General features: G+C 33.4%; 12 protein-coding genes. 10 read left to right on the top strand and 2 right to left on the bottom strand.

Annotation, left to right across the window (positions count from 1 at the left end):
• Positions 1–51: 51 nt before the first annotated feature.
• Positions 52–936 (bottom strand): AraC family transcriptional regulator, encoded by an 885-nt coding sequence (locus BT107_RS09390; RefSeq protein ID WP_072303524.1) that lies wholly within the window; start codon positions 934–936, stop codon positions 52–54.
• A gap of 284 nt (positions 937–1220) precedes the next feature.
• On the opposite strand from BT107_RS09390, the gene BT107_RS09385 reads away from it, so the two are divergent.
• Genes BT107_RS09385 through BT107_RS09350 form a run of 8 tightly spaced genes read left to right on the top strand, consistent with a single transcriptional unit; the run spans position 1221 to position 7360 of the window.
• The gene (locus BT107_RS09385; protein WP_244543112.1) at positions 1221–1673 is read left to right on the top strand and encodes a hypothetical protein; all 453 of its coding nucleotides are present in this window, start codon (positions 1221–1223) and stop codon (positions 1671–1673) included.
• Positions 1674–1679: 6 nt separating this feature from the next.
• The gene (gene ruvC / locus BT107_RS09380) at positions 1680–2234 is read left to right on the top strand and encodes a crossover junction endodeoxyribonuclease RuvC (protein ID WP_072303522.1); all 555 of its coding nucleotides are present in this window, start codon (positions 1680–1682) and stop codon (positions 2232–2234) included.
• 7 nt (positions 2235–2241) lie between these two features.
• Positions 2242–3372 (top strand): radical SAM family heme chaperone HemW, encoded by a 1131-nt coding sequence (hemW, locus tag BT107_RS09375; RefSeq protein WP_072303521.1) that lies wholly within the window; start codon positions 2242–2244, stop codon positions 3370–3372.
• 22 nt (positions 3373–3394) lie between these two features.
• The gene (locus BT107_RS09370) at positions 3395–4144 is read left to right on the top strand and encodes a cyclase family protein (protein ID WP_072303520.1); all 750 of its coding nucleotides are present in this window, start codon (positions 3395–3397) and stop codon (positions 4142–4144) included.
• A gap of 38 nt (positions 4145–4182) precedes the next feature.
• Positions 4183–4821, top strand: a complete 639-nt coding sequence (locus tag BT107_RS09365; protein WP_072303519.1) for a DUF4230 domain-containing protein — start codon at positions 4183–4185, stop codon at positions 4819–4821.
• A 9-nt stretch (positions 4822–4830) separates the two neighbouring features.
• Positions 4831–5166 (top strand): Dabb family protein, encoded by a 336-nt coding sequence (locus BT107_RS09360; protein ID WP_072303518.1) that lies wholly within the window; start codon positions 4831–4833, stop codon positions 5164–5166.
• 13 nt (positions 5167–5179) lie between these two features.
• Entirely contained in the window at positions 5180–5539 is a 360-nt protein-coding gene (locus BT107_RS09355) for an MmcQ/YjbR family DNA-binding protein (RefSeq protein ID WP_072303517.1), read from the top strand.
• A 48-nt stretch (positions 5540–5587) separates the two neighbouring features.
• Entirely contained in the window at positions 5588–7360 is a 1773-nt protein-coding gene (locus tag BT107_RS09350) for a MutS-related protein (RefSeq protein WP_072303516.1), read from the top strand.
• On the opposite strand, the gene BT107_RS09345 is transcribed toward BT107_RS09350, so the two are convergent.
• Positions 7357–7893 carry an alpha-ketoglutarate decarboxylase gene (locus BT107_RS09345; protein ID WP_072303515.1) on the bottom strand — a complete coding sequence of 179 codons (537 nt, stop codon included), beginning with the start codon at positions 7891–7893 and terminating at the stop codon, positions 7357–7359. The genes BT107_RS09350 and BT107_RS09345 overlap by 4 nt on opposite strands.
• 102 nt (positions 7894–7995) lie before the next feature.
• Between BT107_RS09345 and BT107_RS09340 the strand changes: the two genes are divergently transcribed.
• Together BT107_RS09340 and odhB are read left to right on the top strand one after the other, a co-directional pair.
• The gene (locus tag BT107_RS09340) at positions 7996–10764 is read left to right on the top strand and encodes a 2-oxoglutarate dehydrogenase E1 component (RefSeq protein ID WP_072303514.1); all 2769 of its coding nucleotides are present in this window, start codon (positions 7996–7998) and stop codon (positions 10762–10764) included.
• A 27-nt stretch (positions 10765–10791) separates the two neighbouring features.
• Positions 10792–12009 (top strand): 2-oxoglutarate dehydrogenase complex dihydrolipoyllysine-residue succinyltransferase, encoded by a 1218-nt coding sequence (gene odhB / locus BT107_RS09335; RefSeq protein WP_072303513.1) that lies wholly within the window; start codon positions 10792–10794, stop codon positions 12007–12009.
• The last annotated feature ends 66 nt before the right edge of the window (positions 12010–12075 follow it).

Genomic DNA, 12075 nt, shown 5'->3' with positions numbered 1-12075 from the left:
TTATCCCATGTTAGCATTATTATACCATCTTCTAATTAAATATTTTTTATATTAAATAGCTGCTATTTTTTGATTGTACTTTTCCATATACTCAGACGGAGTTACCTTCATTAAGGTTTTAAATTGTCTATTAAAGTTGGTTAATGTGTTAAACCCGGATTGGTAACAAACTGTAGAAATTTGCATTTCGCCTTCTATTAATAGTTTACATGCATGTCTTAATCTTATTTCGTTTAGGTACTGCGTAAAAGATTTATGTGTTCTTTTTTTAAAGTATCTGCAAAATGCGTTTGGAGTCATAAAAGCAATAGATGCAACTTCTTCTAATTCTATTTTTTTGTCAAAATTTTCAGTAAGGAATAAAATTACCCTAGCCATACGGTCTTTTTCATTCTTGTTATAAGTGTTTGTTATAACTTCAGAACATAAAGGTTTGTAGTTTTCACTTACAGATAAGATATCTAATATTTTTAATAAGCCAATTATTCTAGAAAGCCCTTGGTTCCCTACTAATCCTAGTATGTGGTTGTGAGCCAAATAGGTTGCTGCTTTAGAAAATTGAAGTCCCATGTTTGCTTTCTGAAAAAGAGTTTGCAAACGTTTTGCTTCGGCTAAATCCAGGAAGTTTTCACCTAAAAAATTGTGTTCAAACTTAATTACAACTAGGTCAACAGCTTCATCCTCTAGCTTGTCGGCATAGTATTCTTTATGATTCTTGAATAAATGCGGAACGTTACTGCCTATTAAATAAAGTTCTCCAGGAGCAAAATTACCTATGGAGTTACCAACATAACGTGTACCTGTGCTTTTTATAAAGTATATAAGTTCTAACTCTTTATGAAAATGCCAATTTTGTTCTATACAAGGCATTCTGTCTTGGCGCGCAAGAAAAGAATTTTCAGGTCTTTTTTCTGTTTGTTTGTATGTTAGTTTCATAGCTCCTTAGTTTTTTAATATAAAAAATTATAGGCTTTTTCCTTTTAGTCGGGTTATAAATATAGAAAAATTAACCTTAAATGTATACAGATTGACTTTTTTAGATAAAATAGTGCTACTGTGTAAGTCAAAATTAACACACAGCCCTTTTAAAGAGTATTTTTTAGCTTTAATTAAAAGCCTTAGTTCTTACGGTAATTTTGCGTCTATGCTGTTCACTTGGTTAAAAAATTGTAAATTTCGCCTAGAATTCAATTTTTATGCAAAGAGCAGCTTTATTTCTTATGATATTTCTTTGTGTTTCTTGTGATTTTTTCGATTCTAGGGCTGTTAGAACTCAGAAGTTAATAGAGCAAGAGATGAAAGGTATAGATTGGAATGCCGTAGATCAATTTCCGTTGTTTGAGGGGTGCGATGAGTTGGCGTCAAAAGAAGAACAAAAAAAGTGTTTTGAAGAAATGCTATTATTGCATTATTCAGAGATATTAGGAGATTTTGAATTTGTATTAGATAGAAGTATAAAAGATACAATACGTATAGATTTCTTAATAAATGATAAAGGTGTAATATCTATCCTAGATATAGAGCAAGATTCTATAATTACAAATCAGATACCAGGATTTAATGGTATTATTTCTCGTGGCATTAGAAGTTTGCCAAAAGTGAGACCTGCATTAAAAAGGGGAATACCTGTAAGGGCAAAATTTAGAATTCCGTTAATCATAAATACCAAATAACATTTAGTGTCTAAAGAAAGAATAATTTTAGGGGTAGATCCTGGAACTACAATTATGGGTTTTGGACTTATAAAAATTGTAGGTAAAAAGATGGAATTTTTGCAAATGAACGAGTTGTTGTTGCAGAAATACAAAGACCCATACACTAAGCTAAAATTAATTTTTGAGCGTACCATAGAACTTATAGATACATATCATCCTGATGAAATGGCGTTAGAAGCTCCTTTTTTTGGTAAAAACGTACAGTCTATGTTAAAGTTGGGGCGTGCGCAAGGTGTGGCTATGGCTGCAGGTTTATCAAGAGAAATACCGGTAACTGAGTATATGCCAAAGAAGATTAAAATGGCAATAACGGGTAGTGGTAATGCAAGTAAGGAACAGGTGGCTGGTATGTTGCAAAACCTTTTGGGTTTAAAAGAATTGCCTAAAAACTTAGATGCTACAGATGGGTTGGCAGCTGCAGTTTGTCATTATTATAATAGCAATAAAATAGAAACGGGTAAAAGTTATTCTGGTTGGGATTCTTTTGTAAAGCAAAACCAAAGCAGAGTAAAAAAATAAAAATATAATGGCAGGTATTTATATTCATATTCCGTTTTGTAAGCAAGCGTGTCATTATTGCGATTTTCATTTTTCTACCACAATGGGGAAAAAAGAAGAAATGCTTCAGGCTATTTCTATGGAGCTAGTTTTACGTAAAAGTGAGTTTGCAAATACCAACGTAGAAACGATCTATTTTGGAGGTGGAACACCATCTGTTTTGGATACTGAAGAAATTAATCAGCTTATAGAAACAGTTTATGCACATTATGCTGTAACTAAAGACCCAGAGATTACCCTAGAGGCAAATCCTGACGACTTATCAATCTTAAAAATAAACCAATTAGCGGCATCTAAGGTGAATAGGTTAAGTATAGGTGTGCAATCTTTTTTTGAAGACGACTTAAAATTAATGAATAGGGCGCATAATGCAGCAGAAGCAGAAAGTAGTATAGCAGAGGCTAGTACTTATTTCTCTAATATATCTATAGATTTAATTTATGGTATTCCTGGAATGTCAAATAAAAAGTGGTTGCAAAACATACAAAGGGCTTTGTCTTTTGGTTTGCCACATATTTCTAGCTATGCACTTACTGTAGAGCCAAAAACAGCATTAGAAAAGTTTATTAAAAAAGGGGAAATTGCTCCAGTAAAAGATAGTGTTGCGCAAGAGCATTATAAGATTTTGGTAAAAGAATTGGCTAAAGAAGGGTTTGTAAATTATGAGTTTTCTAATTTTGGAAAACCCGAGTTTTTCTCTAAAAATAACACTGCATATTGGTTGGGTAAAAAGTATATTGGAGTGGGGCCATCTGCACATTCTTTTGATGGAGAAAAGAGAAGCTGGAATATAAATAATAACCCTAAATATATTAAGGCTATAACAAAAGGAGAGTTTCCAAGAGAAATAGAAGAGTTGTCTGTAGTAGATAGATATAATGAATATGTAATGACAGGTCTACGTACCATTTGGGGTGTTTCTGTTAGTAAGGTTGAAAAAGACTTTGGTAAAGATTATGTTGCTTATTTAAAAAAGGAAGCAGCAAGTAAAATTGAAAAAGGTTTGTTAGAGTTTCGTGATAATGCACTTTTTGTAACTGAAAAAGGAAAGTTTTTGAGTGACGGAATTGCAGCAGATTTATTTATTGTTAATATGTAAAGTTTAATATAGAAAGAGATAGATGAAGGCAGTTATTAAAGTAAGAACAAAGAATTACACTATTAATTTAAACGAAGGTTTAGATATTTCTATGCCGTTAAAAGGTAGTGAGTCTAATGTAAATGCGTGGTATGTAGATGCGCCTGTGATAGAGCCGCATACAGAAGAGGGTTTTGTTGGTGCTGTTAAGCAAGGAGCATCAGTTAATTTTAATAATATTAGTTTTAATCCGCATGCTCACGGCACGCATACAGAATGTGCTGGCCATATTACGGAAGAGTTTATGTCTATAAACAAAAAGCTAAAACAGTTTTTCTTTTTATCAGAAGTAATAACTATTGCGCCAGAAAAAATAGGAGACGACTTTGTAATTTCTAAAAAGCAATTACAATATGCATTAGGCAATAAAAAGAGAGAGGCAGTGGTTATACGTACAATCCCTAACTTGTCCGATAAAATTAGTATGCAGTACTCTAATACAAACCCACCTTATTTATTAGAAGACGGAGCTACTTTTTTAAAGGAAAAAGGAGTAGATCATTTATTAATAGATTTACCTTCTGTAGACAAAGAAAAGGATGATGGTTTGTTGGTTTCTCATAGGGCTTTTTGGAACTTTGGAGGAAAAATAAGAGAGAATGCAACTATTACAGAATTTATATATGTGGCAAACACTATAGAGGATGGTTCTTATTTTTTAAATTTGCAAGTAGCTCCTTTTGAGAATGATGCAAGTCCTAGTAGGCCGGTTTTGTATAAAATTGAAGAATAAAACAGTAAAACAATGCTGTTTTTAATACGAGATTATAAATGGATGGTATTATAGAAGTTTTTTTGGGTTTAATATTAGGTGCAATATTAATGTATTGGGTCTATTCTTTTTTTAGAACTAAAAAGACAAAAGAGGTAACGCACAAACAATCAACTGTGTTGCTAGAAAAAATAAAAAGAGTGTGCAAACTAATATCTGTAGAAGGAGATTTTGCAGAGGTGTACCAGTACCATAATACCAAGGAGCATTTTATGAGCTTGGTTAGTAGTAAAAAGAAGGCTTTGGTTATTATAAATGCTAAAGTGCAAATAGGATACGACCTTAAAAAGATACTTTTAAATGCAGATGATGTAAATAAGAAAATTGTACTTACTAATTTTCCTGAGCCTGAAGTATTATCTATCTCTCCAGAATTACAATTCTACGATATTAAAAACGGATTGTTTAATTCTTTTTCGCCAGAAGATTTAACCAATGTAAATAAGGAGGCAAAAGAGCATATTTTAGATAAAATACCTGTAAGCGGCTTAATGGAGACAGCTCGTAAAGAAGCTATGGAAACTATACTTTTAGTAGAAACTATAGTAGAGACTATTGGTTGGAAGTTAGATTATTCTGCTTTAAGGATTGAAGATAAAAAAGAGGTAAAGCAAATAGAACAAGAAATTAATAGTTAATATATTTTTATGAAGGTTGATAATAATAATTTTGAGCCAGTATTTGTACACACTGTATTCTTTTGGCTAAAAAACCCTGATAGAGCAGAAGATAGGGAGGCGTTTGTGGTATCTCTTCGTAAATTTTTAAACGCGTCAAAATATGCACATACTAATTTTATTGGTACACCGCCAAAAGCTACAAGAGACGTTGTAGATGGTAGTTTTACTTTTAGCTTATTGGTGTCTTTTACGTCTGTAGAAAATCAAAATAAGTACCAGGCTGAAGATGTTCATTTAACATTTATAGATGAGGCTTCTCATTTGTGGGATAAAGTTGTAGTGTACGATTCTAACGAAGTGTAAACTCGGTTTAAAAATGAATATAGAGGACTTTAGAGAGTATTGTATTGCTAAAAAAGGAATAACAGAAGAGTTTCCTTTTGATGAGTATACTTTGGTTTTTAAAGTAATGGGTAAAATGTTTGCTTTGGTGGCTTTAAAGCGTCTGCCAACACAAGTAAACTTAAAATGTGATCCTGAGTACGCGGAGGAATTAAAAGAGGCGTATGATGGTGATATTATCCCTGGGTATCATATGAGTAAAAAACATTGGAATACAATTTTAATAGAACGTATTTCTCCTCAATTAACAAAAAAATTAATAGACCATTCTTATAATTTAGTGGTGTCTGGTCTTACTAAAAAACTAAAAACAGAATTAGAGAATTTGGAGTAATAGCCAATACCTTTACTTTTTTGTTTACACAATTTTACGTAACAATACATGGAAAAACTGATTGCATTTTATACAAATAACATTGTCACATATAAAGAAGAGTCTAAAAAGGTTAAGTCTAAGTTGTTAAGGTCTAGTTTGCTTAGGTTGGCTGTTTTTTTATTAGCTGCTTTTGGAATTTATTTTTTTATGGGTAATGCTAAAATTGTAATGGCAGTTGTATTAGGTGCTATTATATTGTTTGTGTATTTGGTGTCTAAGCACTCAGATTTGCAGTATGTGTATCATAAATTTTTAGCGCTAATTAAAATTAATGAAATAGAGATTGATGTTCTAAATCGTAAATTTCATAACCTTCCAGATGGCGAAGAGTTTAGTGATCCAATGCATTTTTATAGTCAAGATATAGACCTGTTTGGTAAAGGTTCTTTTTATCAATTTAGTAATAGAACTGCTTTGGAACAGGGTAGTGGGGCTCTAGCAAAACAGTTTACAGATAATAACATAGATAATATAGAACAAAAGCAAGAGGCTATTAAGGAGTTGGCTTCTAAGCCTAAATGGAGACAGCAATTTGCAGCCATAGCAACACTGGTAAAAGCTGAGGTTTCTTATAAAACTATTGTTTCCTGGATGGAGAAGCACAATCCATTTATTCCTAAGGTAATGCAATATGTGCCAACAGCATTTGCTGTTGTTTCTGTAGCTACTTTTGTACTGTATTTTTTAGGTTTAATTTCTGGGTTTATTATTGCAATTTGGTTTTTTACAGGGATACTTGTTACGGGGTTCTTCTTTAAAAAAGTGAGTAAACTTGCTGCCGATATGGGGAAAATACAGAGTACTTTTCAGCAGTATCAAAAGCTAATTGTAGAAATAGAAAATGTAGAGTTTGCTTCTAAGCTATTAAAAGAAAAAAGAAATGTTATTGTAAATAACAGCAAGAAAACATCGGTTGTACTTCATGAGTTTTCAAGAATTTTGGGAGCTTTAGATCAAAGAAATAATATGATTTTTGGATTTCTTGGCAATGGTTTTTTACTGTGGGATATTCTTCAGTCTTATAAGATAGAGCAATGGATTGCTAAACACGGCAGTTCTGTAGAAGAGTGGTTTAATGTAATTGCTTTTTTTGATGCATACAATAGCTTAGGTAATTTTGCTTTTAATAATCCAGCTTATGTATATCCTATAATACATAAAGAAGGAAAAGTTCTTAAAGTAGAAAATGCTGCGCATCCATTGTTAGATCCTGCAAAAAGCGTTAAGAATAATATAGATATAAATAATGCTGAGTTTTTTATAGTTACAGGAGCTAATATGGCTGGTAAAAGTACTTTTTTACGTACGGTGTCTTTGCAAATTGTAATGGCTAATATGGGATTGCCTGTTTGTGGTACGGCAGCAGAATATTCACCTATTAAGTTAATAACAAGTATGCGTACAACAGACTCGTTAACAGATGATGAGTCTTACTTTTTCTCAGAATTAAAACGACTAAAATTTATTGTAGATGAAATACAAAACGATCGTTATTTTATTGTTTTAGATGAGATTTTAAAAGGTACAAATAGCACTGATAAAGCTATTGGTTCTCGCAAGTTTGTTGAGAAATTGGTTGCCTCTAAATCAACCGGAATAATTGCTACACATGATCTAAGTTTATGTAAAGCAGCAGATGAATTGCCAGGTGTTAAAAATCATTATTTTGATGCTGAGATTATTAGTGATGAGCTACATTTTGACTATAAATTTAAAGATGGTATTTGTAAAAACATGAATGCTTCCTTTTTGCTTAAAAAAATGGAAATAGTAGATTAGAAATAGACTCTAACAAAAGGCATTAAGGCATCAAAATTTATACTTTTTTCGTCGTCATGTAAAACGTCATAACGTAACCCAATTGTAACATTTTGGTTGCTGTAGCCTAATCCTAAATATAGAGCAGGGTTCCAATAATCGTCATCTATGGTGCTGCCGTTAAACCCAAATTCTCTGTTTATTCTAAGCTCTTCAAATTCTGCAGATAGTTGTATTTGTGGTATTACATTAAATAATGTTAATGCACTTGCTCCATAGGCTATAAGTTTAGAATCTCCATATTTAGAGTAATTAAAACTTAGTCCCGTACCAACAGCAAACATTTGGTTTACTTGGTATATGGCACTTGGAGATACTGCAGCATTAAAAGAGTCGTTGCCAAAACCAACTCCTAGGCCGCCTCCAAAATGTACATTATCCCAGAAGTTAGAAGATGAATTTGTTCGCTGAGATGTTGCTTTATTCGTGGTAAAAGCAGTTATTAAGATACTAAAAACGAGTATTTTTGAGAAGAAGTAGTTGTTTTTTATCATTCTTGTTAATTTTTTTCATAATTACGTACTAAGATATGCTTATAAAAGCTAAAAGTTGTATTTTTGAATAAATTTTGTTTAAAAGACAGAGAAGAATTTTCAATGGATAAATATTCGTTTTTAAACGCAGCGCATACATCATTTTTTGCGACCCTATATGATAAATACTTAATTAGCCCTGATAGTGTAGAGCCAAGTTGGCGTGCTTTTTTTCAAGGTTTTGACTTTGGTCAAGAGACAGCACTAGAAGAGTTTTCTGAAAATGGACCGGCAGTAGAAGCTGCAATGCCACAATCCCTTCAGAAAGAATTCAAAGTAATTAAGCTAATAGATGGGTACAGAAGTAGAGGGCATTTGTTTACAAAAACAAATCCTGTTCGCGAAAGAAGAAAATACACACCAACATTAGAATTAGACAACTTTGGTTTATCCGAAGCTGATTTAGAAACTGTCTTTACAGCAGGAGAAATCTTGGGTATTGGTGCAGTATCTCTAAAAGAAATTATAAGGCACTTACAAAACATATACTGCGAGGCTATTGGCGTGGAGTATATGTACATTCGTAAGCCAGAGAGAGTGGAGTGGATTCAGAATTGGCTAAATGTCAATGATAATCACCCGCGTTTTAATGCTGATAGAAAAAAGCATATTCTTAAAAAATTAAATCAAGCTGTTTCTTTTGAAAGCTTTTTGCATACAAAATATGTAGGTCAAAAACGTTTTTCTATTGAAGGGAATGAGTCTTTAATACCTGCTTTAGATGCCGTTGTAGAGCGTGCTGCAGAAATGGGTGTAGAGCAGTTTGTAATGGGTATGGCTCACCGTGGTAGACTTAATGTGCTTACCAATATTTTTGGTAAAGCGGCTAAAGATATCTTTAGTGAGTTTGATGGTAAAGATTACGAGCAAGAGATTTTTGATGGTGATGTTAAATATCACTTAGGTTGGACGTCTGAGCGCAAAGCAAGTAATGGCAATAAAATAAAAATGAATATTGCACCAAATCCATCTCACTTAGAGACTGTAGGTGCAGTAGTAGAAGGTATTGCTAGGGCTAAACAAGATGCTCATTTTCCAGAAGATTTTTCAAAAGTATTACCAATTGTTGTGCACGGAGATGCTGCAATTGCAGGTCAAGGTTTAGTGTATGAGGTTGTGCAAATGGCAAACCTAGATGGGTACAAAACAAACGGAACAATACATATAGTTGTAAATAACCAAATTGGATTTACAACAAACTATTTAGATGCTAGGTCGTCTACATATTGTACAGATGTTGCTAAAGTAACTTTAAGTCCAGTGTTACACGTTAATGCAGATGATGCTGAGGCTGTAGTGCACGCTTCTTTATTTGCATTAGAATATAGAATGCGTTTTAATAGAGATGTATTTATAGATTTATTAGGCTACAGAAAATACGGGCATAATGAAGGTGATGAACCTCGTTTTACACAGCCTAAATTATACAAAGCAATATCTAAACATGATAACTCTAGAGATATTTACGCAGAGCGTTTATTATCAGAAGGAATTATTGAAAAAGGATTTGTAAAAGAATTAGAGAATGAATATAAATCTTCTTTAGAAGAAGAATTAGAAGATTCTAGAAAAGAAGATAAAACAATCATTACGCCTTTTATGGCTGATGAATGGAAAGGTTTTGATTCTGTCAGAGAATGGGAGATGATGAAATCTGTTGATACTACTTTTGATAAGGATAAACTAACAGAAATTGCTAAGGTGATAACAGAGTTGCCTGGTGATAAAAAATTCTTGCGTAAGGTTGAAAAGTTAGTAAAAGATCGTAAAAAAATGTTCTTTGATACTAATAAATTAGACTGGGCAATGGGTGAGCTTTTAGCTTATGGTACATTGTTGCAAGAAGGTTTTGGTGTTCGTATGTCTGGGCAAGATGTAGAGAGAGGTACTTTTTCTCACCGTCATGCAGTTATGAAGGTTGAAGAGAGTGAAGAAGAGATTATCTTATTAAATCACTTATCCAAAGAGCAAGCTAAGTTTCAAATATATAACTCACTTTTATCTGAATATGGTGTAGTTGGGTTTGATTATGGTTACGCTATGGCTAGTCCAAAAACACTTACAATTTGGGAGGCGCAATTTGGTGACTTTAGCAATGGGGCGCAGATTATGTTAGATCAATATATATCTGCAGCAGAAGATAAATGGAAATTACAGAACGGTTTGGTGATGTTATTGCCTCACGGTTATGAAGGTCAAGGTGCAGAACATTCATCTGCTCGTATGGAAAGATATTTACAGTTGTGTGCTAGAGATAATATGTTTATTGCAGATGTATCTACACCAGCTCAAATGTTCCATATTTTGCGTAGACAAATGAAAGTTAATTACAGAAAACCTTTGGTTATATTTACACCAAAGAGTTTGTTAAGGCATCCAAAAGCAGTTTCTACTGTAGAGGAATTTGCAAACGGATCTTTTCAAGAAGTTTTAGATGACACTACTGCTGATGCTAGTAAGGTTAAATCTCTGGTTTTTTGTACTGGTAAATTTTATTATGATTTATTGGCTGTAAAGGAAGCGGAAAATAGAGATGATGTTGCTTTGGTAAGAGTAGAGCAGTTATTCCCGTTACCTGCTGAAAAAATGAATGAGATTATTGCAAAGTATACAGATGCAGATGATGTTGTATGGGCACAGGAAGAACCTAGAAATATGGGGGCTTGGAGTCATATAATGATGCATTTTGCAGATGCTAATAAATTAAGGGTTGCATCTAGACGTTTTTATGCATCGCCAGCAGCTGGTAGTGCAGTGCGTTCTAAACGCAGACACCAACAAGTAATAGATTATGTCTTTGATAAAACCAAAGACAATATGACAAAAAGATAAACACAATAACACATCAAATAAAGTAGGATGATTTTAGAAATGAAAGTCCCTTCACCGGGAGAATCGATAACCGAAGTAGAAATAGCGGAATGGCTAGTGCAAGACGGAGATTATGTAGAGAAAGATCAAGCTATTGCAGAGGTAGATTCAGATAAGGCTACCTTAGAGCTTCCAGCAGAGGAAAGCGGAATTATTACATTAAAAGCAGAAGAAGGTGATGCTGTTGCAGTAGGTGCCGTTGTTTGTTTAATAGATACGTCTGCGGCAAAACCTGAAGGTTCTGCTGATGCTCCTAAAGAAGAGAAGAAAGAAGCAGCTGCGCCTAAAGCAGCCGCTCCTAAGCCTGCAGAAGCAGCAAAAACATATGCAACGGGGACTGCGTCTCCTGCTGCAAAGAAAATATTAAGTGAAAAAGGAGTAGAAGCATCTGCTGTATCTGGTACAGGTAAAGATGGTAGAGTTACTAAGGATGATGCTGTAAATGCAGTGCCATCTATGGGTACGCCAACTACTGGTGGTAATCGTGGAGAGTCTCGTTCTAAATTATCTATGTTACGTCGTAAAGTAGCAGAACGTTTGGTTTCAGCTAAAAACGAAACTGCAATGCTTACTACGTTTAATGAGGTAGATATGTCTCCTATTTTTGCATTACGTAACCAGTACAAAGAAGCTTTTAAGGCTAAGCATGGTGTTGGTTTAGGGTTTATGTCTTTCTTTACTAAGGCTGTTGTTCGTGCATTAGAGATGTATCCATCTGTAAATGCAATGATAGATGGTAAGGAGATGATTTCTTACGATTTTGCAGATATTAGTATTGCTGTATCTGGACCTAAAGGATTAATGGTTCCTGTAATTAGAAATGCAGAAAACTTAAGTTTTAGAGGAGTAGAAGCAGAAGTAAAGCGTTTAGCTATTAGAGCTCGTGAAGGAGAAATTACTGTAGATGAAATGACAGGTGGAACATTTACTATTACTAATGGTGGTGTTTTTGGTTCTATGTTGTCTACACCAATTATAAATCCTCCACAAAGTGCTATTTTAGGAATGCATAATATTGTAGAGCGTCCAATAGCCAAAAATGGCGAGGTTGTAATTGCTCCTATTATGTATGTTGCTTTATCTTATGATCACAGAATTATTGATGGTAAAGAATCTGTAGGTTTCTTAGTTGCTGTAAAAGAAGCATTAGAAAATCCAGAAGAGTTATTAATGAATAATGATGTTAATAAAGCATTAGAAATGTAATTTTAATAACATTTGAATATAAAAAGGGCTGAAGTAAAACTTCAGCCCTTTTATTTTTTAGTATCC

This window comes from Cellulophaga fucicola (assembly GCF_900119145.1).
Classification (GTDB): domain Bacteria; phylum Bacteroidota; class Bacteroidia; order Flavobacteriales; family Flavobacteriaceae; genus Cellulophaga; species Cellulophaga fucicola.
Note: the sequence above shows the minus strand (reverse complement) of the source record. Positions and strands in the feature narration are given on the sequence as shown.